Below are 26621 nucleotides of genomic sequence, written 5' to 3'. Positions count from 1 at the left end.
TCTAAGTTGTAAAGGTTCAAAGTTACAAAGATTCAAAGTGAAATGCATTAATTTTTTTAGCGTACTTTGCGAAAAACTTTGCGAACTTTACGGCAAAATAAATTACATGCAAATTAACCTCAATCCCTCTTGGAAAACCATTTTATCAGACGAAATCAAGAAATCCTATTTTCAGGAATTAATGGGAACTGTTGATGAGGAATATAAAAATCATACTTGTTATCCTCCCAAAGAATTGATTTTTGCAGCGTTTAATTATTGCAGTTTCAAAGATGTAAAGATTGTTATCATTGGTCAAGATCCGTATCATGGTAAAGGCGAAGCGAATGGTTTGTGTTTCTCTGTGAATGACGGCATCCGAATTCCGCCGTCGTTACGCAATATTTTTCGCGAAATGAGTGATGATTTAGGGACTATTTTTATGCCTGCTGCCGGTAATTTAGAAGCTTGGGCAAAGCAAGGTGTTTTATTGTTGAATGCCTCGCTGACCGTGAGAGAAGACAGCCCAAATAGCCATAAACACTTGAAATGGAATGTTTTTACGGATGCAGTTATCCAAAAAATTTCGGGAGAAAAAGAGCATGTTGTTTTCTTACTTTGGGGAAATTTCGCCCATAAAAAAGGACTTAAAATCGACCGAAATAAACATTTGGTTTTTGAATCCGGACATCCTTCGCCTATGAGTGCAAATCAGGGAAAATGGTTCGGGAATAAACATTTTAGTAAAACAAATTCTTATTTGAAAAGAAATGGTTTAGAGCCAATAGAATGGTAGTAGTCTTTTAAACTATTCTTAAATTATATTTTTCTGAACCATTAAGAAATTAAGGATTTAAAACTTAATTTTTTAAATTTTTTAATGGTTTAAAAGATTTTAATAGTACTGGTTTTAGAATTTGTTTTTGTTTGTATAAAAGAGTAATTATTTTTTTATTATATCTTCCAGAACGGCTCTGTCAGCATAATTAATTACTTTCAAAGTAACTTCTTGGTTTTTGATTGTTTTACCTTCTATAAGGTAGAGTTTTCCTTTCTTAAGATCAATATTACTTTGGTCAAAATCAACATCTCCAAATTGCAATGTATTTTTTATATCGGCAGTATCAATCCATTTTTCAGCTAAAATAAGAGAAGCTTTATCGGAATAATAAAAGGGTTTGTTTCTTAAATCATTTAGTACTCTTGCGTTTGGAAAATAATTGCAGCGGGTGTCTTTGCCGCTGAAAACTAACGCTACAAAAAACAGTCCTATAACTAAACCTACAAGATAATAGGCAAAACGATGTATAAACTTCATGAATTATATTTTTGGCAAAGGTAGCAGAAAGTTTTCTTAAAAAACAATTAAATTAATGTCGTTATTGGGTAAGTCAAACCAGTCACTAATAGCATTGTTTGTGAGGATTCCGTGGTACATATAGACGCCATTTTTTAACCCTTTATCACAACGTATAGCACTCTCAATACCACCATCCTCAGCAATTTTCATTAGGTAAGGCGATATTATATTACTTATGGAAAGCGAAGCGGTTTTAGAATAGCGGGACGGAATATTGGGTACGCAATAATGCAATACATTGTTTTTGATAAACGTTGGTTTTTCATGGGATGTCACTTCTGAAGTTTCAAAACATCCTCCGGTATCAATGCTTACATCTACGATTACGGCTCCAATTTTCATGTGTTCTACCATGGTTTCTGTCACTATAACGGGACAACGATCTTTACCTCGCATGGCGCCAATGGCGACATCACACCTTCTCAATGCTTTTAGCAAAGCTTTTGGTTGTATGGTAGAAGTAAAGATTCGTTGGTTCAGATTATTCTGCAAACGACGTAGTTTGGTGATAGAATTATCAAAAACTTTGACATTGGCTCCTAATCCTATAGCGGTTTTGGCAGCAAATTCCCCCACCGTTCCTGCACCCAGAATGACCACATCAGTAGGAGGGACGCCGGTAATATTACCGAATAATAGTCCTTTTCCAAATTCATTAGTAATCATCAATTCGGCAGCAATTAGGATAGAAGCAGTTCCTGCTATCTCGCTCAGGGATTTTACTGCAGGATAGGTTCCGTCTTCGTCTTTGATGTATTCAAAAGCCAATGCGGTAATTTTCTTTTTGGTTAAAGCCTCAAAATAGTTTTTTTTACGCGTTTTTAATTGGATGGCTGACAACAGAATGGTTTGCGGATTCATCATTTCAATTTCGGTAAGTGTGGCAGGTTCCACCTTCAAAATCATAGGACAACTGAATACTTTTTTGGTGTCATTTGTGATTTCGGCACCTGCATCACTATATTCTTTGTCGGTATAACTCGAACTCAATCCCGCACCCGCTTCAATCATTACGCGATGTCCGTGATACGTAATTGAAGTAACAGCATCTGGTGTAAGACAAATCCGGCGTTCTTGATAACTCGTTTCCTTGGGAATACCAATAAAAAGTTCACTTTTTTGTCTTGCAATTTCCAGTTTTTCCTCCTGAGGTAAAAGCTGTTGTTTTGTGAATGGTGTTATAGTTATTGACATTGATGTTGTTAAATTAAGGGTACAATTTACGTAAAAAGTTTTATAAACGATACGAATTCAATCTTGATAAATTCGTTTATAAGACAACTAAATCTCAGTGAATGATTCTTTCCATTTTTATATCGGCTCGCTCATAAACGCCATCTTCTAACAGTACTTCTACGAAATCAAATTTTTTATACAAATGAATAGCCGATAGTAATTTCCGGTTCGAATATAAAATCAGTTTCTCCATTCCTTTTGTTTCGGCAACAGCAAGGCAATGCAGCATTAATTTTTTGCCAACTCCCAGTCCTTGTGCGCTATCAGTAACAGCCATTTTACTCAGTTCAAAAGTGGCATTATCAATTTTCATTAAGGAAACTGTTCCTACTATGGTATTCTTGTATTTTGCATAAAAAATCATTCCGCCTTTGTCAATTATCTGACCTTGTGGATCCGAAAGTATTTTTTCATCTTTGGGTTCAACCCAAAAATGTTTTTGTAACCATTCCAGATTTAATGTTTTTATCGCTTCTTTGAAAGCAGGGGCAAATGGTATTATTTCAACGGTATTATCTACACTCATATTTACTTTTAACTTAATGTTAAAGAACGTTTTCCGTCAGGAAGCAGTGAAATAGTTATAACGGAATGTGTTTCCGGAATCAAATTTGGGATCTTCTCAGCCCATTCTATAAAGCACCAATTACCAGAATACAAATAATCATCAATCCCCATATCCAGCGCTTCGAATTCAGTATTTAATCTGTAAAAATCAAAATGATAAACTAACTGATTGTCAAATGCTTCGTATTCATTAACTAAAGAAAAAGTTGGGCTACTCGTTGCTCCGGTTACGCCAAGCGTTTTACACAATTGCTTGATCAAAGTTGTTTTACCAACGCCCATTTCCCCATGAAAAAGAATCACTTTTTTAGGATTCTTTGTAATGATTTTTTGCGCCACTTCCTCGAGTTCGTCAATAGAAAAAATGATATTCATTCTTGTGAAATTGTTTAAAGTTTAAGGTTCATGCTATACGTTAAAAACGGATACTGACTACTTATTTTGGGTTAAAAACCAAAAACGGAATAATCATTTCTTCTAATGAAATACCCCCGTGCTGATACGTATTTTTGTAATAACTCACATAATGATTGTAGTTGTTGACATAGGCCAAAAATAAATCATTTTTTGCAAAAATATACGAACTGCTCATATTTATGGTAGGCAAACCAATATTTTTTGGTTCTTTCACAGCATAAACATCTTTGTGTTCGTATGTCAAACTGCGTCCGGTTTTATACCGCAAGTTCAAACTAGTGTTTTTGTCACCTACCACTTTCGATGGGTTTTTTACGTTTATCGTTCCGTGATCCGTGGTCAAAATCAATTTGAAACCCATTTTTTGAGCTTGTTGAATGATTTCTAAAAGTGGAGAATTCTTAAACCAGCTCAAGGTCAGCGAACGATACGCTTTATCATCAGAGGCCAGTTCTTTTACGACATCCATCTCTGTTTTGGCATGGGAAAGCATGTCTACAAAGTTATATACAACAGTTACTAAATCATTATCTTTTAGTGCTTTAAATCCCTCTGATAATTTTTTTCCGCTGGCAAGACTTGTTATTTTAAAATAATCTTCCTTGATATTCAAACCCAATCTTTTTAGTTGCGCCGTCAAAAATTCGGCTTCAAAAAGGTTCTTTCCGCCTTCTTCCGGGTCGTTTTTCCAGTATTTCGGAAACTGTTTTTCCATTTCCAGCGGGGTTAAACCGGAGAAAATAGCGTTTCGCGCATATTGTGTCGCCGTAGGAAGAATAGAATAGTAAGGCACTTCTTTTTCTAGTTTATAGTAATTTCCTACTACACTTTCAAAGGTTTTCCACTGGTCATAGCGCAGGTTATCAATTACGACAAACAAAATAGGCTTGTCTTTTTTCTGGAGTTCAGGAAGCACTAATTCTTTGAATAAGGTGTGCGATTGAACCGGTTTATCGGCCTTTGGAGCAAACCAATCCTCATAATTGCGCTCTATGAATTTTCCAAACTGGGAATTGGCTTCTGTTTTCTGGGATTCCAAAATTTCAATCATACTCTGATCATCGATATTTTCCAATTCCAGTTCCCAAAAAATCAATTTTTTGTATAACTCAACCCAGTCTTCATAGGAATTCACCATCGCCATTTCCATGGTGATTTTTCTAAATTCTTTCTGATAATCCAGCGTTGTTTTTTGAGAAATCAATCGGGAATGATCCAGATTTTTCTTCAAACTCAACAAAATCTGATTTGGATTCACGGGTTTGATCAAATAATCGGCAATTTTTGACCCTATGGCTTCCTCCATAATGTATTCTTCCTCGCTTTTCGTAATCATAATCATGGGAACCGAAGATTTTTTCTCCTTCATTTCTGACAGCGTTTCTAAACCACTCATTCCAGGCATATTTTCATCCAGAAAAATAATATCAAAATTGTTTTCTTCAAAAATTCCAATGGCGTCAAGTCCGTTGTTACAGGTCGTAACCTCGTAATTTTTCTTTTCCAGAAATAATATATGTGGTTTCAAAAGGTCGATTTCATCATCTACCCAAAGTATTTTTATTTTATCCATAAGTTGTAGTAACAGGTGTTCGAAAGAACTAAATTAAAGTGGCAAATTACATTTTTTTGGAATTGCTATCTGCTAATGTTATTATAATTTTTTAACATATTTACGTTATAATTTTTAAAATTACAATTCACTTTAATTCTGTTTTAAGTTAATTTTTGGGGGTGCCTCATCGTTCGTAAACTCCGTCCGGGTCTGACTGTACGCTATATTTTAGATGAAATTTGAGCTATATAATACATGTGTTTGGTATTGTTTTCGCCTAATCTAATGGCAAATTTATCATTTAAAACCAGCACACCACTTACCGTGTTATCTAAAAACTCCTTCGTGACAGGTTTTTTTAACCTAGATTCGTTGTGAATAGGTTTGATATCCATAATAAATTGATTAAATTTCGGAATTGATTAGTCAATCGGAGCGGTACATTCGGCTCGTATTGCTAAAAAATTGAAACTGATGGTTATACAATTGAATGTGATATTCTGTTGTACGATACTCCATTCATGTTGTGTATCGCTTACTCTGTTTTTAAGAGAAAATATTTTAAAAACAGAATCTAAGCCGTTAAAAAAAAGACTAATGAAAGAAGTTACAGATATTTTAAAAGCCTATTCAGCAGCCAAAGCGAGTGGAAAAAAAACAGCATTGGCAACAGTGGTCAAAGTAGAAGGCTCTTCTTACCGTCAGCCGGGCGCACGCATGCTTGTAACAGAAGACGGTATTTTGACCGGTGCTATTAGCGGCGGATGCCTTGAAGGCGATGCCTTGCGAAAAGCACTGCTGGCCATACACCAAAAACAAAATAAGCTAATTACCTACGATACCAGTGATGAAAGCGATTCTGATTTTGGAGTGCAATTAGGATGCAACGGAATTGTCCATATTCTTTTTGAATACATCGATGAATGTGCAGTATGTAATCCGATTTACTTGCTGGAACAATCGGTAGCAGAACGCAAAGAAGCCGTGGTTTTGACCTTGTTTTCCTTGGAGCGGAATACTGTACAAATAGGGACTGTATTAGTGTACCAAGAAGATCTGGTGATTAGTCAAAGAACTGATTTAAAGGCATTGCATGTAGCTTTCAAGGAAGTACTTTATAGCAAATCATCGATTATAAAAAAAATACAGCTAGAAGATCATGAACATGAAGCTTTAATCGAATACATCCCACTCCCAGTTTCGCTAGTACTTGCCGGTGCAGGAAATGATGCGCAACCATTAGTAAAAATGGCTAATTTATTAGGTTGGGAAGTACTTGTAGGTGACGGAAGAGCAACACATTCAACCGCAAAACGTTTTCCAGAAGCCAAGCAAATACTTGTAACCAAGCCACTGCAATTAGTAGAAAACAGCAGCATTGACTCCCGGACTTTCTTTGTCCTGATGACGCATAACTACAAATATGATCTGGAAGTTTTAAAATTGCTTTTGGAAACTGATTGTATGTACATCGGAATATTAGGTCCAAAGACAAAACTGAACCGCATGTTTGATGATTTGAGCGCCGAAGGAATTGTGGTAACTAAAGCACAGCTGGATCGAATCTATGGTCCGATAGGCCTTGATATTGGTGCGGAAACATCAGAAGAAATAGCGCTTTCTGTTGTAGCAGAAATAAAAGCAGTGATGGAAGGAAAAACGGCGAACTCGCTCAAACACAAAAAAAATAAAATACATCCTGCTACGAATGGGATTAAAAATACTTGATTATGATAAAAGACACATTCGGACGCGTTCACGACTATCTCAGGATTTCACTGACTGATAATTGCAATCTACGCTGTTTTTATTGCATGCCAGAAGAAAATTATGCCTTTGCACCAGCCTCTAAATTAATGCAGGTTGAAGAGATCGAAACCATCGCCAAATTATTCGTGGCCAATGGCGTAAAAAAAATTCGCCTGACCGGAGGCGAACCTTTGGTACGAAAAGACGCTCCACGGATTATAGAATCTTTAGGAAAATTAGGGGTTGAACTCGCTATTACTACCAATGGCGTGCGGATAAATGAAATGCTAGACGAGCTTTTAGCGGCAAATATTAAGGCGATAAATATCAGCTTAGATACTTTGCAAGCCGATAAATTTTTGAAAATTACCCGAAGAGATTTGTATCATCGTGTCAGAAGTAATATCGAATTGCTGTTGCAGCACGGGATTCGTGTGAAAATAAATGTGGTTGTGATGAAAGGCCTCAACGAGAACGAAATTCTGAATTTTATAGCACTGACCCAACATAATACAATCGAAGTACGGTTTATCGAATTCATGCCTTTCAGTGGTAATAACTGGACGAGTAACCAAGTTTTTACCCTGCAAGAGATTTTGTTGAAAGTCGCTTCAAAATATGATGTCCTTCCGGTGCAGCCTGAACCCAACGATACCTCAAAAAAATATATGATTCCGGGTCATGTGGGTTCCTTTGCTGTAATTAGTACAATGAGTTCTCCTTTTTGTGAAACTTGCAACCGCATGCGACTGACGGCTGATGGAAAATTAAAAAATTGCTTATTCTCTAAAGAGGAAACCGATTTGCTTGGCGCTTTACGTGCCGGTCAAGAAATTTTGCCTTTGATAGAAGACACTATTATGGCTAAGGCCAAAGCTTTAGGAGGTCAATTTAGTGGCGTTTTTGAAGATATAGATGCCAGTAAACTTAAAAATAGAAGTATGATTACAATAGGCGGCTGATGGAAAATAAAACAGGAATAGTACTATTGGCAGCGGGGAGTTCCTCGCGCTTGGGTCGGCCCAAACAGTTACTTGAATTTAATGATAAAACCTTACTTTTTCATACTGTAGAACAAATACTCGAAGTAAGCACTAAAGCGATTGTTGTAATGGGTTCAAAGAACACCGCTATTGAAAAAGAAGTTAATTCGGTTTTAATTTGCCGAAATCCTGATTGGCAAAAAGGCATGGGGTCTTCGATAAGCAAAGGCTTGGAGGAGTTGCTGCTTGTTAATTTAGACATTGAGCACTGCATTTTGGCCGTTTGTGACCAGCCTCATATTGATGCTGTTGTTTTCCGCAGCTTAATTGAAAAGCATAAAAAAACCGGAAAAGGTATTATCGCCTCTAGCTATGCCAATACGATGGGAACTCCCGTTTTGTTCAGCAGAAAATACTTTACTGAGCTAATGCAGCTTTCTGGTAATGCCGGAGCCCGAAAAATGATTGAAAAATACAAAAAAGATGTGGCCAGCATTCCCTTTGAAAAAGGGGCTGTTGATATCGACACTATAGAAGATTACGAACAACTGATCCATCCCAAATGATTTCTGTAAAAGAAGCAAAACAACTAATTATGGGAGCAGCTTTGACAAAAAAAAGTGAGCTCGTCGCACTCCAATATGCTCATGGACAAGTGACCGCAAGAGACATTCGAGCCATGATAGACATTCCAAATTTTCATCAATCTTCCATGGATGGTTATGCTATCAAATATGAAGATAAGGACAGTCTTCTTACCATTATAGGAGAAATGGCGGCTGGTACGAGTAGACAACTGGTACTTAATAAAGGTGAGGCTACGAGAATATTTACCGGCGCTCCTTTGCCGGAGGGAGCTGATACCGTAGTAATGCAAGAACGGATATGCCTTGAAAACGGAAAACTACTAGTTGAAGACCAGACACTTTTGAAAGGAGCAAATGTAAGACTAAAAGGAGCAGAGGTTGAAAGCGGAGTCATTGCCATGGCGGCTGAAACTTATCTTTCCCCGGCAGCAGTAGGCTTTCTAGCCGGAATAGGCTGTGCGGAAGTTTGGGTATATTCACCTCCAAAAGTGGCTATTATCCTTACCGGAAATGAATTGCAAGAACCAGGTAGGCCTTTAGATTTTGGTCAGGTTTATGAAGCCAATTCCGTTCAGTTAAAAGCAGTCTTAAATAAAATTGGCGTCAGAGATATTACAGTACAAACTGCTGAAGATCAGATTGAAGTATTACAGGACGTTTTGCAAAAAGCGCTTGACACTCATGATATTGTTCTTTTGAACGGTGGCGTTAGTGTGGGCGATTATGATTTTGTGCCTCTTGTGGCGCAGCGGTGTGGTGTCGAGCAACAATTTCACAAAATCAAGCAGAAGCCCGGGAAGCCTTTGTTTTTTGGAACAAAAAAAGACAAATTGATTTTTGGACTTCCTGGAAATCCTTCGTCTTCGCTGACTTGTTTTTACGAGTATGTGTTACCAGCACTTGAAAATCGTATGGGCTTGACTAATAGCTTGACGGAAATTACCGCTAGGGTTACACATGATTATCCTAAAGCTTCGGGATTAACACATTTTCTAAAGGCCTCGTATAGCAATGGAACAGTAACTCCCTTGCATGCACAAGAATCTTTCCGTTTGCACTCTTTTGCTCAGGCGAATTGCTTTATTGTTTTGCCGGAAGAATCAAAAGGTTGCCTAGCCGGAGAAGAAGTTGCCGTTCATCTCCTGCCTGGATAATACTTGTTTCAAAAAAAAACAATATTTTTACTATTTATCCCTAACTCATTAAATGAATGTCTATAGAAGTATTTTACATAATTCTTTTTTTTGTTGCTTTCTTATATGCTTCGGTCGGTCATGGTGGTGCCAGTGGCTATCTGGCGCTAATGGCACTTTATGGTATTGCTCCTGAAGAAATGAAACCGACTGCTTTAGTGCTCAATCTTTTCGTTTCTATAACTTCTTTTTCACACTATTATCGCGGTGGGTTTTTCTCAAAGAAAATATTTATTCCAATTGCAGCAATGTCGATTCCCATGGCCTTTATTGGCGGAATGATTACCGTTGAAGAAACGGTTTACAAGCGAATTTTGGGAGTGTTATTGCTTTTTCCTATTCTTCGTTTTTTCTTTTTCAAAAATGTAGAAGATTGTCAATTGAGGCCCCATACTGTTTCCGTAGCAATTATTAGTGGAGGAATCGTGGGCTTGCTGTCGGGAATGATTGGTATTGGAGGAGGTATTTTGCTTTCACCCCTTTTATTACTGTTGCAATGGACCAATCAAAAACAGACTGCGGCCATAAGTGCGGCATTCATATTTGTGAATTCTCTAGCGGGGCTAGGTGGTATGCTCACACGAGGTATTACATTCACGGGAGATATGGCTCTGTTTGTTGGTGTAGCTTTGGTCGGAGGATTTTTGGGTGCTTATTTAGGTTCTAAGAAATTTAATGCTACTATTCTGAAATATGTACTGGCTGTAGTTTTGCTGTTGGCTTCCTATAAATTAGTGTTTTCAAAAGCTTAGTTATATGTAAATTAGGAGTAATTATATTCTTAATAGGTTTAAGTATAGATATAGGATTTTTAAAATTAATTTTGCTTAAATTTAGACACTAGTATTAATGATGATTTATGGCTCATAAATGTTTGATAATTCAGAATCACAACGCGTAATTAAAAAAATATTCAGAACGTTTAGCGGAATTTTGCATTAAGATGTTTTGGATAAAGATAGATTTATTGTAATTTCCCCAAACGCCCGTATTTGAAAAAATCATGAAAAATAAGGCTTTGCAAATATTATCTACATATGAAAATTAAAATTATAGCATTTGGTTCGATTGCAGCGATTATGGGAAAAGAAATTTGCCTGCACGCTACTGACATCGTGTCTATGAAAGAAGCTTTAGAGCACCTTTTTCCAGAATTGTCGGATCGTAAATATGCGGTAGCAGTCAACATGAAATTAGCAGGAACAAATGTTTTATTTGGTCAAAATGATACGGTAGCACTTATGCCACCTTATTCAGGAGGATAATATGGAAAATTATAACGCCCGATATTCCCGCCATTATTCACTTCAAGATTTTGGAACTAAAGGACAGCAAAAACTGGAGAAAGCCAAGGTGCTTGTGATAGGAGCGGGTGGTTTGGGATGTCCCGTCTTGCAGTATCTTGTTGCCTCTGGGATTGGTACCATTGGCATTGTAGATCATGATATCATATCCTTAAGCAACCTGCAACGACAGGTTTTATACACGACGGATGACATTGGTAAAGACAAAGCCACAATTGCATGCAAAAGACTACTAAGCCTCAATCCTGAAATTAGTATTACGGGCTATGCCATTGCACTTAGTTCTAAAAATGCAATAAAACTCATCCGTGCCTATGATATTATAGTGGATTGCACTGATAATTTTGCATCCCGCTATTTGATAAACGATGCCTGTGTCTTGTTAGAGAAGCCTTTGGTTTTTGGTGCTATTTATCAATATGAAGGGCAAGTGGCTGTTTTTAATATTGAAGATGAAAAGAAGAACAAGACGAACTACCGCCATTTGTTTCCTAAACCTCCAAAACCGGATGAAGTTCAAAATTGTAATGAAGCGGGTGTTTTAGGCGTTTTACCCGGGATCATCGGGTTGATGCAGGCTGGGGAGGTGATTAAATTACTTACAGGAATAGGGGAGGTATTGGTTAATAGACTCCTTACATTCAGTTTGCTTAATTATGAACTGTATGTCATTGAAATTAATATGGAAGTTTCCGTTTCTGATTTGATACCAAAAGATGAAATAACATTCGAAGCCACAGAATATAACTTGCTCTGCGGACTCGCAAGTACCGAAATTGAAACCCTTTCTGTTATTGATTTTTTAGACCAAGTTTCCAATAACGATACTATTGTAATTGATGTCCGGGAAAAGGACGAGCTTCCAAAAGCTGATTTCAAATATTGTGCTCTTCCCTTATCCGGGCTGAGTGAAAAAATTCCAGAAATTAGTGAACGTACGATTCTATTATTCTGCCAAAGTGGAAAACGTAGCTTGATAGCAGGGGCACTTTTATTAGAAAAATTTGGAACTACCAAAAAAATAAGCCACTTAAAAGACGGCATCAATGCATTAAAAGAACTTAAATAATGATCAAAAAAATCAAAAATATTTTCATTGAAGGAGCTATTCCTCCATTATTTATAGCAGATAGCATTGCAAAACATGCGACTAAAAAAGATATTGGAGCGCACAGTATTTTCCTGGGTCAGATTCGGGAAGATGTTGTTGATGGCAAAACAGTGAAAGCTATTGAATATAGTGCTTATGAAGCGATGGCGTTAGAAAAAATGCAGGAAATCAGGGAAGAGCTATTTTCTAAATATGAGTTAAGCTGTATGCATGTGCATCACAGTCTTGGGGTGGTCAATGCGGGTGAAATATGCCTGTTTGTTTTCACTTCTTCTAAGCACAGAAACATTGCCATGGAAGCCTGTAATGAAATTGTAGAACGCGTGAAAGCAGAACTTCAGATTTGGGGAAAAGAAATTTTTAATGACCAATCCCATCAGTGGAAAATAAATAGCTGAATTTAATTTTCGTACTTGGATTAAATCCGATTTAGAACATACTATTTTATGACTTTAATAGCCGTGTTAATTCGGAAACGGTAGCAATTGTCAATTCAATTTCTGCTAAAGTGGTGAATTTTCCTAAGCTAAATCGGATCGAAGATAAGGCATTTTCATTTGTAAGACCCAATGCTTTCAAGACATGTGAAGGTTCTGATGTAACAGCCGAACAGGCCGAACCATTAGAAACGGAAATATTTTGCAAAGCAAGAATAAGATTTTCAGAATTCACGCCAGGAAAGCAAATATTGGTCGTATTGTAAAGACGATTTGTTTGCGAACCATTGACAAAAGATGCGGGTATTTTCAATAGTTCCCTTTCAAGTAAGTCTCGCATTATTGTTATCCTATCTCTGTCCTTTTCCATTTCTAAGCTTGCAATTTCGCAGGCTTTGCCAAGTCCGATGATTCCCGGAACATTTAAAGTACCACTTCGTTTGCTGTTTTGCTGACCACCTCCAGTGATTTGACCCGTTAATTTTGCTTTTATTTTTTTGGAAACAAATAATGCACCGATGCCTTTTGGTCCATAAAATTTATGTGCAGAAAGAGACAGAAGGTCAATGCCCAAATCAACGACATTAATTGGAATTTTTCCTATAGCCTGAGTGGCATCGCACAGGAAATAGGCTTCTTTAGATTTAGCAATTTCCCCGATTTTTTTAATATCCTGGAGTGTCCCCGTTTCGTTATTTGCCATCATGACAATTACTAGTGCAGTTTCTTCGGTCACGGCTGCTGTAAGAAGGTCTAGGTCTAAAATACCATCCTTATTGACGCCTAAATAGCTGACTTTGTATCCGATGGTTTCTAGGTGAAGGCAAGTATCCAAAACGGCTTCGTGCTCTGTAATTACAGTAACAATATGTTTGCGTTTTTCGTTTGCAAGTCCTTTGATTGCAAGATTTATTGCTTCTGTTGCACCTGAGGTAAAAATAATGTCGTTTGGTTTTGCTTGAATTAGTTCCGCTGTTTGCCATCTGGCCTGTTCGACTGCTTCTTTCACCGTTAATCCAGCCAGGTGGCTACTGTTTGCATTGGCATAAAAATTAGTGAAATAGGGAAGCATGGCATCAAGCACCCGATCGTCAATACGCGTTGTTGCATTATTATCTAAATAGATTTTTTCTTGGATAAGTGACATTTAAACTAGTGTTGTAAAGTAGGTTTTATGCTTATTTAGTTCTTTTGTGAGTTTTTAAGAATCTGCTTTTGCGGAGCATAGGAATTAAAAAAGAGCTTGTAATTGCCATCACCTTCAAAGGTAGAAAATTTAGCCAGAATCATTTTGAAGTTTTAACGATTCTGGCTAAAAAAATAGGGCATTATACCGTTGCCAGACTAAACGGTAATTTTCGTATTCTTTTGCCTGTCAGGTCAAAAATGGCATTTGTCAACGCTGGTGCAAAAGGAGGAAGACCGGGTTCTCCAACTCCGCCTGCATCTTCTTCATTGTCTATAATATACACTTCTATTTGTGGAATATCCGTAATACGAGGCATTGGGTAATCATAAAAATTATTTTGTTCTACTATACCATCCTTAAATGTTATTTCATGTATTGTTGCCGCACCCAGACCCATGACGATGGAACCTTCAACCTGCGCGCGAATAATATCCGGATTTACATACCAGCCACAATCTATGACGGCCCAAACATTATCTATTTTTACACCTCCAGAGGCATTTTTTGAAACTTTTACAATGTGTCCTACCGTTGATTTGAAACATTCAGTGATGGCTACACCATAGCCTTCATTTTTACTTCTTTTTTTCCAGCCGGAGACTTCTTCCATTTTGTCAATTAGTTTTTGGCATCTTTCATCCTGTAGATGAGCTCTTCTAAAATCCAGCGGATCCGCGCCCGCTTCTGCAGCCATTTCGTCCATAAAACTTTCAAACGCAAATCCGTTTGTAGAAGCATACACTGAACGCCACCACATTGTTGGTAGTGGTGTTTCAAAGGGAACATCTGAAATGCTTAAATTTTTGATACTCGCATAATAGGGTTCAAGGAATCCTTCGCTGGTGCTATCATTGGGAACGTCTTTTTTTCCTCCACTCCAGTGGTCGTTATTTTGGCCTGCCATTCTAAATTTAAGCGCTTCAATTTTTCCGCCTTTTACTACACCTTCACAACGATAAGAGATTCCTGGTCGGTAAGGGCCCTGCTTAAGGTCATCCTCTCGTGTCCAAACTACCTGAACCGGAGCTCCAATTTCTTTTGAAATCAATACCGCTTCATGAGGATAATCGGTAAAGGCTTTTCTTCCAAAACCACCACCGAGGAAAGTCATATTTACAATTACCTTTTCTTTTGCAATTCCCATTTGGGTGCTTATAAAATCCTGAACCCATCCAGGTGCTTGAATCGGACCCCAAATTTCTACAGTATCTCCTTGGAAATTGGCAATACAATTCAGCGGTTCCATACAGCTATGCGATTGGTACGGGGTCTGGTAGATTACATCCAGTTTCTTATTTGATTTTTCTATGATTGCAGTAGGATCACCTTGAGATTTAAGAGGCAATCCTTCCTTCGTTTTTATAAATTCTTCCTGGCGTTTGAATATTTCGGGACTGTTTACATGTTCAAATCCTGCATCATTCCATTCTACTACTAAAGCCTTTTTTCCCTGCATCGCTGCCCAAGTCGAATCAGCCACAACGGCGACTCCTTCGCGAATGGTATTGTGCACCACCATTTTTACCACAAAAATCTGTTTTACCCCTGGTATTTTTTTTGCCACGGAATCGTCGAAGCTTTTTACAGTTCCACGAAGTCTTGGATTTCGTTCTACGGCTGCATAGAGCATGCCTGGAATCTTTTTATCTAGGCCGAAAATTGCAGTCCCATTTGTTTTCATGGGCGTATCCAAACGGTGTAATGGCTGGCGGATAAGCTTATATTCGGATATTTTTTTGAGTTTAGGATTTTGAGGAGCTTCTAATTTTGAAGCTTGGGTTGCCAGTTCTCCATAGTGTTTCTTTTTGCCAGAAGGCCTGTGAATAACATGTCCTGCTTCGGCATAGCAATCGTCAACGGATACTTTCCATTGGAGCGCAGCTGCGGCAATCAGCATTTCACGTGCCGTGGCGCTCAATTTTAGTAATTTTTTGTACGCGGATCTTATGGTTGAGCTACCACCAGTAATCTGGTTTCCGTATTTTTTTTCATTTCCTTGGGCAAATACTACGTCTATATCTTTTAAATTTACTTCTAGTTCTTCGGCTATAATTTGCGGAATGGAATGATAGGCACCCTGACCCATTTCTGCACGGTGACTCACTATGGTTACTTTTCCGGAGGTATTGATGAGTATCCAGGCACACATTTCAATATCAGCTGCTGTTAAATCGGATGGTTTTATTAAAGTTGGAACTGTATCGCCGGGTAAATAAAACCCCATACAAAGAGCAGCCCCACCCAAACCAGTAAGTTTGAGAAAGCTTCGTCTTGTATTTACTAAATTGTTTTTTGAATCCATCATACTTTAGAAATTATTTATTTTACAATACTCTGGTTTAGAAATTATTTGGCGGGAGCATATGCACCGTTATTTAGCCATGTCAGCCATTCTTTTTTAAACTCTGCATGGGTCAGTGGCGGTAGGCTACGCCCTTCGCCCGGATTCCATCCTGCAAGAACAAAAGCATCATCAGCATGTTTTTTGAGTTTATTAATATCCATATGTCCGTTTTTAGATGGATCCATTAATTGTTTTGCCAGCTGGTGAGCTGTTCTGCCTTCAAAAACCATTTTCATATCAGCAGGTGGCAAGTGCCAGTCTGAATTTCCTGGTGGCGTATGTAATCCAGGTGTATTTTTAGTTTGGTGGCAATTTGTACATTTCATGGCATATAATCCTCTTCCGTCAATACCGCGTTTAGGAGCCATGACATGTAAATGACTGTCTTCTCCTTGTAAAGGAACGTCACCAATAGGGTGGCAGTTCACGCAACGGGGACTCATTAAAACTTTATAAACCTTTTGGAATGCTTTTACAGAGGCAATGCTGTCCTTGATGATTACAGTAGGATTAATATTTATATATTCACTTTCATTCTCCGGTTTTAGTGTCCAGCCCAATGCAACTACACTAACGAGCAAAAAAAAGAGAATAACAGCCGTTTTATTTTTTTGGAATGAAGCCATAGTAAATTGATTATTTTAAGAGAGGAATATCCTATAAAAAGTTGATTTAGTATATTGAAGTATCTTTTATCTTTTATCTTTTTCTTGTAATTGTGCGGCTAAATGAATGGCTTTTCTTACACGAGGATAGGTTCCGCATCGACAAATATTTCCTGACATCGCGTCATCAATATCCTTATCAGTCGGTTTTGGATTTTCTCTCAATAACACTGCAGCTGACATGATTTGGCCGGAATGGCAGTATCCGCATTGGGGTACATCCATTTCATTCCATGCCAGTTGCGCTGGGTGGTCATTATGTAAAGACAAGCCTTCAATTGTGGTTATTTTTTTTCCTTCGGCCCTGCTGACTTTAGTTACGCAGGATCGAACTGCTTCTCCATCAAGATGCAACACGCATGCTCCGCACTGTGCAACACCACAACCAAATTTTGTTCCAGTCAGGCCCAGTGTGTCCCTTACTACCCATAGTAGAGGCATGTCCGGACTTACATCAACTTGATAGGTTTTATTATTTACGTTTAATGTTATCATAAGTACTTGAAATTAGATTAAAGATCAATAGACAGTTTCCTGAAAATAGGTAAAAAAATATCTAATGTTTAAACTTACTAAAAAAAATAAAGGTTTTCTAATATTAACACTAAATTTAACGAAAAGTAAATACTGTATTATGATTCTCAACTCACTTTTACTATTGTAAAAATAGGGGTTGCATCTGACAATGAGATAATAAGTACATTTTTGAGGTTTATATTATGGTTTTATTCCTTAAAATTCTGATTTAAATGTGCAGTCCTGTTTATTGCTTCAATAATTATATACTTTTACCTAACAACAGAGATTTATAATACTTTGAAAGGACGTAATTAAATACTAAAGCAAATTGAATAATGAAGTTTACAACAATCACTCTTGGAGACAATAAGATAGAAGTTTTTAATTCTTTTATGGCAAAAGAAACTATACTATTAAACGGAAAAATAGTTTCAGAGAAACGTTCCATAGCAGGAGGAACACATCATTTTAAAATAATTGAAAACGATCAAGAAGTAGCGTGCAAATTTATTTTGGGATATGGTGCTAACGGAGTGGTAATGAGTTTATATAAAGACAACAAACCAGTAATTGAGTCCCAAAGAAATATGTTCTTTGGATTCGTATTAATTACGCTTCTTACGTTTGGGTTTGTATTTTTTTATACTTTACTCTTTCACTGAGAAAGTCCACTACTTAAATATTGGAATCCGAATTAAAAGACAAAACCACTGCTTATACAATAAACAGTGGTTCTGGAACTAACAGGAATCAATTCTAATTAGTCAAGTAAATCTTTATTGCCAGCCCCCACCAAGGGCTCTGTACAATTGAATTATGGCTTTGTATTGTTGGAATTTATTGTCTATCAAGCTTAATTCTGCATTCAAAGCATTGTCTTTTACAGTTAAAACTTCTAAATAATTCGCTAGTCCGTACGTCAATAATTCATCTGAATAATCAGTGGCTTTATTCAATGCAGCTACTTGTTTTCCCCTCACGGTGAGTTTGTAGGTTTCATTGTTGTATTGTGCCAATGCATCCGAAACTTCTTTTCCGGCGGTCAACAAAGACTGCTCAAACTGAAGATAGGCTTTTTCCTGATTTGCTTTTGCAATTTCAAATCTGGTTTTAATCTGTCTTTGGTTAAAAATAGGTTGTGTCAACCCCGTAATTATATTAGCAAAAAGGGAATTAGCACTAAACCATTCTTTCAAATCAATACTCTGAAGTCCACCTGTTGCAGTAAGTTTTAACGTTGGATAAAAATTACTTTTAGCTACATTGGTTTGCTCAAAACTCGAAATAAAGTTGTATTCTGCTGCAATCACGTCAGGTCTGTTTCTTAGTAATGTAGCGGGTACACCAAGTGTAATGGTTGGTTGTAAGGATTGTGTTTCAAAAGTGCTTCTTTCAATTTTGGCAGAAGCTTCACCCATAAGAATGCTCATCGTGTTTTCAAGAATGATACTATTATTCTTTAAATCAGCAAGGATAATTTCGGTAGCATATTTTTGCGCCTCGGTTTGCTTCACACCAACTTCGGTAACATTTCCTGCCGCCTTTAATGCTACAATTGTTTCAATACTTTGATTTCTGTTAATCAAGGTTCGTTCTGCTAATTTTATTTGTGCGTCAACAGAAAGCAATTGATAATAGGTTGCGGCAAGGGTAGCAATTAATTGTGTTTTGACCACTTGATTCGCTGCTGTAGTTTGAAGATAGGCCGCATTTGCTGCGCGCTTGTTGCTTCGTATTTTTCCCCAAATGTCTGCTTCCCAAGAAAGATTCCCTGTAAACAGGTATTGATCTACATTAGTTGCACCACCACCACCACTTATTAAGGCACCTAATTGACTGTTTTTAGAAAGCTCTTGATGCGTCCAGTCGGCACCTACAGAAAGTGTTGGAAAATACCCGGCTTTTCCCTGTCGCATGGCAGCCTCGGCAGCTTGGATATTTTGCATTGCAATTCTGATATCCAGGTTATTGTTTAACCCTTTTTTGATATACCCTTGCAAAAGAGGATCGGTAAAAACGACATCCCAAGCAACATTAGCAAGTGAAGTGGTATCATTTGAAACAACTTCAGTTCTGTAAAGATTTTCGGTTTTTAATTCTGGCCTATCGTATTTTTTAGCAACAAAGCACGACTGCATTACAGTAGCGGTTATAACAACTACTGCTATTTTAATTAACTTATTCTTCATTTTCTTTATTTAAAAGTGCGACATCAGTTTCCTGATTTGTTATCGGAAGTGGTTTTGTAGAAATTTTTTCTTGTAAGGTTTGGAAAACGATAAACAATACCGGTATTACAAAAATACCAAAAATGGTTCCTATTAACATACCGCCAATTGCTCCAGTTCCAATAGCATTATTCCCAACAGCTCCAGCTCCTTTAGCTAACATCAAAGGCAATAATCCGAAAATAAATGCAAATGATGTCATCAATATAGGACGTAAACGAGCAACTGCACCATGAATAGCCGCTTGGGTGATACTCATTCCTTTTTTTCTGGAATCTACAGAAAACTCGACGATTAAAATGGCGTTCTTAGCGAGTAATCCAATAAGCATAATAAGTGTTATTTGTAGGTAAATATTATCACTCACATTGAAAAAATAAGCAAATAAGTATGCTCCTGCTAAACCAATTGGTAATGAAATTAATACCGCAAAAGGCAACATATAACTCTCATATTGAGCGGCTAACAAGAAATATACAAAAACCAAACACAATAGGAAAATATACAATGTTTGACCGCCAGCACTTATTTCCTCACGAGTCATTCCTGAAAACTCATAACCATAACCAATAGGTAAGGTTTGACTTGCCACTTCTTCAACTGCTTTAATGGCATCACCTGAGCTGAAACTTTCATTTGGAGCCCCTGTGACTTTTACAGAAGTGAATAAATTGAAACGTTCTATTGCCTGAGGGCCAAATACTTTTACTAAAGTCACAAATTGTGAAATAGGAGCCATCTGACCAGTATTATTTCTTACCAATACTTGATTTAACGATTCGGGATTACTTCTAAATTCGGGTTCAGATTGGTAAACCACCCGAAATTGTTTTCCAAATTTGTTAAAATTAGAAGCATAAACGCCACCATAATATCCTTGCATAGTGCCTAAAACATCCGTGACAGTTAACCCTGATTTCTTTATGGTAGCAACATTCAAATCAATTCGGTATTGCGGATAATTTGGAGAAAAAGAGGTAGTTGCATATTTGATTTCGGGACGGCTATTTAAAGCTCCTAAAAATTTACTTTTTACTTCATCCAACTCCTCAATTGTTCCTCCTTTTTGATCTTGTAATTGAAATTCAAAACCATTGGTAAAACCAAAACCAACAAGTGTAGGGCGAGCAAAATAGAGGACTTTTGCATCTTTAACAGAAGCCGTACGCTTAAACAATTCAGCTATTACTGCATTTATTTCCTGATTCGCATCTTTACGTTCAGCCCAAGTTTTTAATTTTACAATTACCATTCCGTAATTACTACCTGTACCACTTATTAAACTACGACCTGAAATACGAAGTACTTCTTTTATTTCAGGAATATCTTTTACTTTATTTTCAATTTGCAATAATACTTCCTCGGTTCTTTCTAATGAAGTGCCGGGCGGAAGAGAAACGTCAGAAAGAATTGCTCCTGTATCCTCACCCGGAACAAAAGCCTTTGGCGTAATATTTAATAATAAGATAAAAATCCCTGCAAAAATGGCAATTCCTAAAAAAGCCAACCATTTACGTTTTATAAAAAACTCAACAGATCTTTTATACTTAGCGGTTGTTGTTTCAAACCCAACATTGAATGCCGTATAAAAGCGTTCTGCAAAACCTTTTTTCTTTAAGTTTTTATCGTGTTCTTTCAAGAAAATGGCACACAAAGCAGGAGAAAGTGTTAGGGCGTTAATAGCTGATAATACAATTGCAACAGCCAAAGTTATTCCAAACTGCTTGTAGAAAACGCCAGCTGAACCACTAATAAAAGAAACAGGAATAAATACCGCTGACATAACAAGTGTAATAGAAATAATTGCACTACTAATATCTTGCATGGCACTATGAGCTGCTTTTTTGGGATCATGTTCCCCAGCTTCCATTTTGGCATGGACGGCTTCAACTACTACAATGGCATCATCGACCACAATTCCCACGGCCAATACTAAGGCAAAAAGAGTTAATAAATTAATGGTAAAGCCAAATAAACTTAGGAAAAAGAAAGTACCTACAATTGCAACAGGTACGGATATTGCTGGTATAAGGGTAGATCTCCAGTCTTGTAAGAAGATAAAAACCACAATAAAAACCAATAAAAAGGCTTCAATCAAAGTATAGATCACTTTAGTGATAGATTCTTCTAAGAAGTCATTTGCATTAATTAAGGTGGCATATTTTACCCCTTTCGGGAAATTTACTTCCGCTTCATCTAACACTTTTAAAGAACCTTCAATTACTTCTTGTGCATTAGATCCTGCAGTTTGTGCAATAGCAATTGCAATAGATTTGTTTCCATTTGTGTACGCATTACTGGCGTAATTTACAGCCCCCAATTCAATTTTTGCAACATCCCCTAATTTAAGGATTTCTCCGTTTTGGGTTGAACGGATAATAATTTCTTCGAACTCTTTTACATCTTGCAGGCGCCCTTTGTATTTTAATGTATATTGAAAAGATTGGTCACTACTTTCACCTAACTGACCGGGAGCGGCTTCAATATTCTGCTCAGCCAATAAAGCTGTAATATCCGAAGGAACAAGTCCATAAGCTCCCATTACATCTGGCTTAAGCCAAATACGCATCGAGTAGTCTTTTTGTCCAAAAATCATTGCTTCTCCAACTCCTGCTACACGTTTTATTTTTGGTAAAATATTGATGTTAGCATAATTTTGAAGGAAAGTATCATCATAATCCGGGTTGTCGCTGTATAAAGATAAAATCAAAATATTGTCGCTTTGTCTCTTTGAAGTTGTTACACCGGCTCTTGTAACTTCTTGAGGCAACAAAGGTGTAGCACGTGAAACACGATTTTGCACATTCACAGCTGCTAAATCTGGATTTGTTCCTAATTTAAAGTAAATATTAATAGCTGCTGAACCGTCATTATTTGATGTAGAAGTCATGTAAGTCATGTCTTCAACACCGTTGATTTGTTCTTCTAATGGAATTACTACCGAGCTCATTACAACTTCGGCACTGGCGCCTTGATAGTTTGCTGCTACGGTTACCGTAGGTGGCGCTATTTCTGGATATTGTGAGACAGGGAGTGAGATTAACCCTAAAACTCCTAAAATTACGATGATAATAGAGATCACCGTTGACAATACCGGTCTGTCAATGAATTTTGAAAACATATTTTGTTATTTATTCAATAATTAGTTTCTGAATTACTTTTTTGTTGGATTGATGATAGTTTTAAAATCAATAATTTCAGCCTTAATGAGGGTTCCTTCAGTTACTATCCCCACTCCTTCAACAAGTATTTTATCGTTTACATTTAATCCGCTATCCACTACAAAAAATTGACCTCCAGGAATTGCGCGAACTTCAATTGGGATTGCTTGCACTTTGTTGTTTTTATCCACAACAAGTGCAATGCGTTTGTCTTGTAATTCTAATGTTGCATTTTGAGGAATGACAATAACATCCTCTAAATGTGTAGGGATTTGTATCGTTCCACTTTCTCCAGAACGCAACAATTTGTTTCCGTTTGTAAAACGTGCTCGTACATTAAACGATCCTGTTTGTGTGTTGGCTTGTCCGCTAAAGGTTTCAATTTTACCCTTTTGTTCATATTGCATCCCATTGCTTAAAATTAAATTTACCGCTTCCATTTTGTTTATTTTTTCTTGAAATGACTTTCCTGGAGTATTCATCATGATATCCAATTGTTCTTTTTCATTTACTGAAAAATAGGCATAAATCGTGCTCACATCCGAAATTCGGGTTAAAGGTTCAACAGTTTGGCTGCTTACATAACTTCCAAGTCTTAAAGGTAAAGTTCCTACAATTCCGTTAACAGGACTTTTTATAGTAGCATAATTAATTCTGGCAACGATACTTTGATACGTACTTTTAGCACTAGCTAAATTTGCTTTAGCCGTTTCTAATTGCACATCACTGATGATGTCACGCTCTACCAAAGGGATTAAACGATTTACCTCCACTTGAGCAGCCGCAACTTTTGCTTTTGCAGCGCCAGCTTCCTGGGTTGCTGTTTGAGTCTCTAATTTAAAAAGCAATTGCCCTTTTTTAACTTCTTGTCCTTCTTGTACATATATTTTTTGAATATATCCATCTACTTTTGCACGAATATCTATATCGGTAACGCCTTCTAAACTCGCAGGATATTCAGCTAATAAAGTTGTATTAGAGGTTGCTATCTCAACCACTTTGTAGGACATAACAGAAGGAGCCGTTTTAGCCGTTTCTTTTTTGCAGGAGAGCAAGCTTATTGATAATAAAATTACACTTATAAAATATTTTTTTTTCATCTGGGACTATTTACTAAAATTGATTAATTATTATTTTACTATTATTATTTTCTATTTCTTTGAATTTATGGATGGTTTTAATCAATAATTCTTCGACTTCTATTACATGTTTTTTGTATGCTTTTGTATTTTCCAGATTGCACTGCTCTTCAGGACATGAAATGTTTTTTTCACGGTACGCCTGCAATTTTTCGATTATTTGTTTTTCAAAATCAAGTATTTTTAGATAATTAGTCAGTCTTTCGCTAAATGGACTGGATTTGAAATATTTTTTTCGATCACCAGTTAACGTATAATAATTTATTTTGTCCATTTTTAGCAGCAGATTCAAGTTCGTAGAAATCGAACTTTTACTGGCGCCCAGTTTTTCAACTATTTCTTCAAAGGTTAATCCCTTTTTGCAGCCATCGATTATTAATAGTCCTAGAATTCTGGAGCCAAGCGGAGATAAATTATACAGTAACTCAAAATGAATTCCGAACATTTCTATAAGTTCTTCTCTTTCTTTAGGGATATTGTTCATAATTTTTTTGCAAAAGTAATATTCAGTTCGGCATTTACCGAACTTAGAGAACTTAAATTTATGTTAATTTATTTAATAACTTGTAGTTAATAAAGTTACTGCTTCAATAATAAAAATCTAAAGTTTATTCCTTATTTAGTGATAATTAGATTAAAAGTTAGTTGGTAAAAAAAAAATGCTTAATATTGAAAAGCGAACATTTATCCATATTTTATTAAACCAAATGAATTTTACTATGAAATCTAAAAACTTCAAGAACTCTTTATTAATGATTTCCTTATTCTCTGCAACAGCAGTTATGGCGCAACACAATTATGTGAACACTCCGCCAGAGGTTTCCCCAATGTCAATGAAACCGGAAATGACTGAAATTTGGGAACCAGAAGTAAAAGGTATTACGCCTGCTAAAACCCTTGGAAATGCGCCTTCGGATGCGATTATTTTATTTGACGGTAAAAATTTAGCGCAATGGGTGAGCCAGAAAGATATAAATAAGCCGGCAGGATGGAAAATTGTTGATCAAGATTACATGGAAGTTGTTCCGGGTACCGGAGCCATTCAAACTAAAATGGTTTTTGGGGATTGTCAGTTGCATTTGGAATGGAGCGCGCCGGATGTTGTTTTAGATGGGGGACAGGCAAGAGGAAACAGTGGCGTATTTTTCCAAAACAGATATGAATTACAAATATTGGATTCCTATAATAACAGAACCTATAGTAATGGCCAGGCAGGAAGTATTTATAAAGATCATCCACCTTTAGTAAACGCTGTAAAAACACCATTAGAATGGAATGCTTATGATGTAATATATACGGCACCTCGCTTCAAAGCAGATGGTAAAATTGATGCTCCAGCAAGAATTACCGTGTTTTTGAATGGTGTTTTAGTCCAAAATAATACTACAATAAACGGGTTGACACTTTACATCGGTTTGCATAATTATCCCTCGGCTCATGGAGAGGATGTTATTTCGCTTCAGGATCATGATTCTAAAAATCAATTCCGAAATATTTGGATCAGAAAACTATAAAATTAAATACCAACGGAGTGCTAAAACGCTCCGTTTTTTTTAGCGCTACAGCACAATTAGCATTGTTCTGTTTTTGAAATCTAAATTACTTATATTTGTTGACCTAAAAAAAAACTTATAGTGAGTCAAATCAATAAGCTAAAAATATTCAATGATCCCATTTATGGGTTTATTACCATACCCAATGCCTTAATTTACGATTTAATACAGCATCCTTATTTTCAGCGTTTGCGCCGTATTTCCCAGATGGGCTTGTCGTATTTAGTATATCCTGGTGCCAATCATACCCGTTTTCATCATGCTTTAGGTTGTATGCATTTAATGCAAAAAGCGGTTGATGTATTGCGTTTTAAGGGAGTTTCAATATCTCCTGAAGAAGAAAATGCACTCTATATTGCCATTTTGTTACACGATATAGGACATGGTCCTTTTTCGCATGCTATGGAAAGAAGTATCGTTGAGGATGTACATCATGAGGAAATTTCCTTATTGTTCATGAATCAGTTAAATGTGGAATTCAAGGGCCAGTTGAGTCTAGCCATTCAGGTTTTCAAGGGGGAATATGACCGGAAATTTATGCTGCAACTTATTTCGAGCCAATTGGATATGGATCGTATGGATTATTTGAAACGCGATAGTTTTTATTCGGGTGTTTCAGAAGGCAATGTGAATTCAGAACGATTGATCCAAATGATGAATGTTGCGGATGATGTTTTGGTTATTGAAGAAAAAGGAATTTATTCTGTTGAAAAATTCTTGATGTCCAGACGATTAATGTACTGGCAGGTTTATTTACACAAAACCAGTTTAGTGGCCGAGTTAATTTTGACGAAAGTCCTAAAAAGAGCTAAAGAGTTGACCTTAAAAGGAGTACAATTGCCTTGCAGCAAGCCATTGTCTTTTTTTATAGAAAATAAAGTTACGATGGACACATTTGATGCTCGGAGGTTAGATTTATTTGCACAATTAGATGATTTTGATATTATTGGGGCTTTAAAAGCTTGGCAAAAAGAGGATGATTTTATTCTGTCGTCTTTGAGTAAAATGATTGTCAACCGTGATTTATTAAAAATAAAATTGACGAGTGAAAAAGTCACTTTGGAAGAATTACAGCCGTTGAAAGAACGTTTTGCAGCAGAGCATCATATTTCTTTACAAGAAACAAACTATTTTATTTTTAGAGGAAAAATAAAAAATCAGGCTTACAGCAAACAGGCAGAACCCATACGGATTTTGAATAAAGACAAAACAATTGAAGACGTTGTGGATGCCTCTGATCAATTGAATTTGAAATCATTATCTAAATCCGTTACTAAATATTACATATGTTTTCCAAAACAACTGTTATAAATTCAGTATTTAAAACCTATTTTTTATATTTTTG

26 protein-coding genes are annotated in these 26621 nt (G+C 36.7%); 12 read left to right on the top strand and 14 right to left on the bottom strand.

The window, feature by feature from the left end; genetic code table 11:
* The first annotated feature begins 106 nt into the window (after nt 1-106).
* Nucleotides 107-775 (top strand): uracil-DNA glycosylase, encoded by a 669-nt coding sequence (locus EKM01_RS05875; RefSeq protein WP_126561540.1) that lies wholly within the window; start codon nt 107-109, stop codon nt 773-775.
* A 147-nt stretch (nt 776-922) separates the two neighbouring features.
* Here the strand turns inward: EKM01_RS05875 and EKM01_RS05870 are convergent, their stop codons facing one another.
* From EKM01_RS05870 to EKM01_RS14545, 6 genes are all read right to left on the bottom strand, one after another.
* Nucleotides 923-1297 carry a DUF4258 domain-containing protein gene (locus EKM01_RS05870; protein ID WP_126451527.1) on the bottom strand — a complete coding sequence of 125 codons (375 nt, stop codon included), beginning with the start codon at nt 1295-1297 and terminating at the stop codon, nt 923-925.
* A 36-nt stretch (nt 1298-1333) separates the two neighbouring features.
* Nucleotides 1334-2533, bottom strand: a complete 1200-nt coding sequence (locus EKM01_RS05865) for an alanine dehydrogenase (protein WP_197037185.1) — start codon at nt 2531-2533, stop codon at nt 1334-1336.
* 94 nt (nt 2534-2627) lie between these two features.
* Nucleotides 2628-3101 (bottom strand): GNAT family N-acetyltransferase, encoded by a 474-nt coding sequence (locus tag EKM01_RS05860; protein ID WP_126451528.1) that lies wholly within the window; start codon nt 3099-3101, stop codon nt 2628-2630.
* 8 nt (nt 3102-3109) lie between these two features.
* The gene (tsaE, locus tag EKM01_RS05855) at nt 3110-3517 is read right to left on the bottom strand and encodes a tRNA (adenosine(37)-N6)-threonylcarbamoyltransferase complex ATPase subunit type 1 TsaE (protein WP_126576178.1); all 408 of its coding nucleotides are present in this window, start codon (nt 3515-3517) and stop codon (nt 3110-3112) included.
* 61 nt (nt 3518-3578) lie between these two features.
* Entirely contained in the window at nt 3579-5132 is a 1554-nt protein-coding gene (locus tag EKM01_RS05850) for a PglZ domain-containing protein (protein ID WP_126553364.1), read from the bottom strand.
* Nucleotides 5133-5335: 203 nt separating this feature from the next.
* Nucleotides 5336-5509 (bottom strand): hypothetical protein, encoded by a 174-nt coding sequence (locus tag EKM01_RS14545; protein ID WP_156063247.1) that lies wholly within the window; start codon nt 5507-5509, stop codon nt 5336-5338.
* Between the two features lie 202 nt (nt 5510-5711).
* Here EKM01_RS14545 and EKM01_RS05845 point away from each other — a divergent pair, with 202 nt between their 5' ends.
* The 8 genes from EKM01_RS05845 (at nt 5712) to EKM01_RS05810 (ending at nt 12439) form a co-directional block, all read left to right on the top strand.
* Complete coding sequence (locus EKM01_RS05845) at nt 5712-6842, top strand: XdhC family protein (protein WP_126767366.1); 1131 nt, start codon at nt 5712-5714, stop codon at nt 6840-6842.
* 2 nt (nt 6843-6844) lie between these two features.
* Nucleotides 6845-7825, top strand: a complete 981-nt coding sequence (gene moaA, locus EKM01_RS05840) for a GTP 3',8-cyclase MoaA (protein ID WP_126767363.1) — start codon at nt 6845-6847, stop codon at nt 7823-7825.
* The gene (locus tag EKM01_RS05835; protein WP_126767360.1) at nt 7825-8412 is read left to right on the top strand and encodes an NTP transferase domain-containing protein; all 588 of its coding nucleotides are present in this window, start codon (nt 7825-7827) and stop codon (nt 8410-8412) included. Before moaA ends, EKM01_RS05835 begins: the two co-directional genes overlap by 1 nt.
* On the top strand, nt 8409-9587 hold the full coding sequence (glp, locus tag EKM01_RS05830) for a gephyrin-like molybdotransferase Glp (protein WP_126767357.1): 1179 nt from the start codon (nt 8409-8411) through the stop codon (nt 9585-9587). The genes EKM01_RS05835 and glp overlap by 4 nt, the downstream gene beginning before the upstream one ends.
* Nucleotides 9588-9643: 56 nt before the next feature.
* The gene (locus EKM01_RS05825) at nt 9644-10378 is read left to right on the top strand and encodes a sulfite exporter TauE/SafE family protein (protein WP_126451535.1); all 735 of its coding nucleotides are present in this window, start codon (nt 9644-9646) and stop codon (nt 10376-10378) included.
* A 285-nt stretch (nt 10379-10663) separates the two neighbouring features.
* Nucleotides 10664-10891 carry a MoaD/ThiS family protein gene (locus tag EKM01_RS05820; protein ID WP_126767354.1) on the top strand — a complete coding sequence of 76 codons (228 nt, stop codon included), beginning with the start codon at nt 10664-10666 and terminating at the stop codon, nt 10889-10891.
* A gap of 1 nt (nt 10892) precedes the next feature.
* Nucleotides 10893-11999 (top strand): HesA/MoeB/ThiF family protein, encoded by a 1107-nt coding sequence (locus EKM01_RS05815; RefSeq protein ID WP_126767352.1) that lies wholly within the window; start codon nt 10893-10895, stop codon nt 11997-11999.
* On the top strand, nt 11999-12439 hold the full coding sequence (locus EKM01_RS05810) for a molybdenum cofactor biosynthesis protein MoaE (protein WP_126451538.1): 441 nt from the start codon (nt 11999-12001) through the stop codon (nt 12437-12439). Before EKM01_RS05815 ends, EKM01_RS05810 begins: the two co-directional genes overlap by 1 nt.
* A 46-nt stretch (nt 12440-12485) precedes the next feature.
* Here the strand turns inward: EKM01_RS05810 and EKM01_RS05805 are convergent, their stop codons facing one another.
* From EKM01_RS05805 to EKM01_RS05790, 4 genes are all read right to left on the bottom strand, one after another.
* Nucleotides 12486-13625, bottom strand: a complete 1140-nt coding sequence (locus EKM01_RS05805; RefSeq protein ID WP_126767349.1) for a cysteine desulfurase family protein — start codon at nt 13623-13625, stop codon at nt 12486-12488.
* A gap of 181 nt (nt 13626-13806) precedes the next feature.
* On the bottom strand, nt 13807-15972 hold the full coding sequence (locus EKM01_RS05800; RefSeq protein WP_199749403.1) for a xanthine dehydrogenase family protein molybdopterin-binding subunit: 2166 nt from the start codon (nt 15970-15972) through the stop codon (nt 13807-13809).
* A gap of 41 nt (nt 15973-16013) precedes the next feature.
* Nucleotides 16014-16637 (bottom strand): hypothetical protein, encoded by a 624-nt coding sequence (locus tag EKM01_RS05795; RefSeq protein WP_126553352.1) that lies wholly within the window; start codon nt 16635-16637, stop codon nt 16014-16016.
* A gap of 66 nt (nt 16638-16703) precedes the next feature.
* Nucleotides 16704-17171, bottom strand: a complete 468-nt coding sequence (locus tag EKM01_RS05790; protein ID WP_126459461.1) for a (2Fe-2S)-binding protein — start codon at nt 17169-17171, stop codon at nt 16704-16706.
* 359 nt (nt 17172-17530) lie between these two features.
* Here EKM01_RS05790 and EKM01_RS05785 point away from each other — a divergent pair, with 359 nt between their 5' ends.
* On the top strand, nt 17531-17857 hold the full coding sequence (locus EKM01_RS05785) for a hypothetical protein (protein ID WP_126459463.1): 327 nt from the start codon (nt 17531-17533) through the stop codon (nt 17855-17857).
* Between the two features lie 114 nt (nt 17858-17971).
* On the opposite strand, the gene EKM01_RS05780 is transcribed toward EKM01_RS05785, so the two are convergent.
* From EKM01_RS05780 to EKM01_RS05765, 4 genes are read right to left on the bottom strand one after another with little or no spacing between them, the layout of a single operon-like run.
* Entirely contained in the window at nt 17972-19384 is a 1413-nt protein-coding gene (locus EKM01_RS05780) for an efflux transporter outer membrane subunit (RefSeq protein WP_126767346.1), read from the bottom strand.
* The gene (locus EKM01_RS05775; protein ID WP_126767344.1) at nt 19374-22544 is read right to left on the bottom strand and encodes an efflux RND transporter permease subunit; all 3171 of its coding nucleotides are present in this window, start codon (nt 22542-22544) and stop codon (nt 19374-19376) included. The genes EKM01_RS05780 and EKM01_RS05775 overlap by 11 nt, the downstream gene beginning before the upstream one ends.
* Nucleotides 22545-22577: 33 nt before the next feature.
* On the bottom strand, nt 22578-23684 hold the full coding sequence (locus tag EKM01_RS05770; protein ID WP_126553342.1) for an efflux RND transporter periplasmic adaptor subunit: 1107 nt from the start codon (nt 23682-23684) through the stop codon (nt 22578-22580).
* 13 nt (nt 23685-23697) lie between these two features.
* Nucleotides 23698-24207: a GbsR/MarR family transcriptional regulator gene (locus EKM01_RS05765; RefSeq protein ID WP_126553340.1), complete on the bottom strand. Its 510-nt coding sequence runs from the start codon at nt 24205-24207 to the stop codon at nt 23698-23700.
* A gap of 235 nt (nt 24208-24442) precedes the next feature.
* Between EKM01_RS05765 and EKM01_RS05760 the strand changes: the two genes are divergently transcribed.
* Together EKM01_RS05760 and EKM01_RS05755 are read left to right on the top strand one after the other, a co-directional pair.
* Entirely contained in the window at nt 24443-25237 is a 795-nt protein-coding gene (locus tag EKM01_RS05760; protein ID WP_126767341.1) for a DUF1080 domain-containing protein, read from the top strand.
* Nucleotides 25238-25357: 120 nt separating this feature from the next.
* Nucleotides 25358-26587 carry an HD domain-containing protein gene (locus EKM01_RS05755; protein WP_126568898.1) on the top strand — a complete coding sequence of 410 codons (1230 nt, stop codon included), beginning with the start codon at nt 25358-25360 and terminating at the stop codon, nt 26585-26587.
* Nucleotides 26588-26621: the final 34 nt, after the last annotated feature.

The organism is Flavobacterium sp. RSP46 (assembly GCF_003984825.1).
GTDB lineage: Bacteria > Bacteroidota > Bacteroidia > Flavobacteriales > Flavobacteriaceae > Flavobacterium.
This window is presented reverse-complemented; position numbering and strand designations above follow the sequence as displayed.

Excerpts from the sequence above, each read along its gene's own strand:
- EKM01_RS05875 (WP_126561540.1), top strand. The coding sequence starts at position 107 with ATGCAAATTAACCTCAATCCCTCTTGGAAAACCATTTTATCAGACGAA.
- EKM01_RS05870 (WP_126451527.1), bottom strand. The coding sequence starts at position 1,297 with ATGAAGTTTATACATCGTTTTGCCTATTATCTTGTAGGTTTAGTTATA.
- EKM01_RS05865 (WP_197037185.1), bottom strand. The coding sequence starts at position 2,533 with ATGTCAATAACTATAACACCATTCACAAAACAACAGCTTTTACCTCAG.
- EKM01_RS05860 (WP_126451528.1), bottom strand. The coding sequence starts at position 3,101 with ATGAGTGTAGATAATACCGTTGAAATAATACCATTTGCCCCTGCTTTC.
- tsaE (WP_126576178.1), bottom strand. The coding sequence starts at position 3,517 with ATGAATATCATTTTTTCTATTGACGAACTCGAGGAAGTGGCGCAAAAA.
- EKM01_RS05850 (WP_126553364.1), bottom strand. The coding sequence starts at position 5,132 with ATGGATAAAATAAAAATACTTTGGGTAGATGATGAAATCGACCTTTTG.
- EKM01_RS14545 (WP_156063247.1), bottom strand. The coding sequence starts at position 5,509 with ATGGATATCAAACCTATTCACAACGAATCTAGGTTAAAAAAACCTGTC.
- EKM01_RS05845 (WP_126767366.1), top strand. The coding sequence starts at position 5,712 with ATGAAAGAAGTTACAGATATTTTAAAAGCCTATTCAGCAGCCAAAGCG.
- moaA (WP_126767363.1), top strand. The coding sequence starts at position 6,845 with ATGATAAAAGACACATTCGGACGCGTTCACGACTATCTCAGGATTTCA.
- EKM01_RS05835 (WP_126767360.1), top strand. The coding sequence starts at position 7,825 with ATGGAAAATAAAACAGGAATAGTACTATTGGCAGCGGGGAGTTCCTCG.
- glp (WP_126767357.1), top strand. The coding sequence starts at position 8,409 with ATGATTTCTGTAAAAGAAGCAAAACAACTAATTATGGGAGCAGCTTTG.
- EKM01_RS05825 (WP_126451535.1), top strand. The coding sequence starts at position 9,644 with ATGTCTATAGAAGTATTTTACATAATTCTTTTTTTTGTTGCTTTCTTA.
- EKM01_RS05820 (WP_126767354.1), top strand. The coding sequence starts at position 10,664 with ATGAAAATTAAAATTATAGCATTTGGTTCGATTGCAGCGATTATGGGA.
- EKM01_RS05815 (WP_126767352.1), top strand. The coding sequence starts at position 10,893 with ATGGAAAATTATAACGCCCGATATTCCCGCCATTATTCACTTCAAGAT.
- EKM01_RS05810 (WP_126451538.1), top strand. The coding sequence starts at position 11,999 with ATGATCAAAAAAATCAAAAATATTTTCATTGAAGGAGCTATTCCTCCA.
- EKM01_RS05805 (WP_126767349.1), bottom strand. The coding sequence starts at position 13,625 with ATGTCACTTATCCAAGAAAAAATCTATTTAGATAATAATGCAACAACG.
- EKM01_RS05800 (WP_199749403.1), bottom strand. The coding sequence starts at position 15,972 with ATGATGGATTCAAAAAACAATTTAGTAAATACAAGACGAAGCTTTCTC.
- EKM01_RS05795 (WP_126553352.1), bottom strand. The coding sequence starts at position 16,637 with ATGGCTTCATTCCAAAAAAATAAAACGGCTGTTATTCTCTTTTTTTTG.
- EKM01_RS05790 (WP_126459461.1), bottom strand. The coding sequence starts at position 17,171 with ATGATAACATTAAACGTAAATAATAAAACCTATCAAGTTGATGTAAGT.
- EKM01_RS05785 (WP_126459463.1), top strand. The coding sequence starts at position 17,531 with ATGAAGTTTACAACAATCACTCTTGGAGACAATAAGATAGAAGTTTTT.
- EKM01_RS05780 (WP_126767346.1), bottom strand. The coding sequence starts at position 19,384 with ATGAAGAATAAGTTAATTAAAATAGCAGTAGTTGTTATAACCGCTACT.
- EKM01_RS05775 (WP_126767344.1), bottom strand. The coding sequence starts at position 22,544 with ATGTTTTCAAAATTCATTGACAGACCGGTATTGTCAACGGTGATCTCT.
- EKM01_RS05770 (WP_126553342.1), bottom strand. The coding sequence starts at position 23,684 with ATGAAAAAAAAATATTTTATAAGTGTAATTTTATTATCAATAAGCTTG.
- EKM01_RS05765 (WP_126553340.1), bottom strand. The coding sequence starts at position 24,207 with ATGAACAATATCCCTAAAGAAAGAGAAGAACTTATAGAAATGTTCGGA.
- EKM01_RS05760 (WP_126767341.1), top strand. The coding sequence starts at position 24,443 with ATGAAATCTAAAAACTTCAAGAACTCTTTATTAATGATTTCCTTATTC.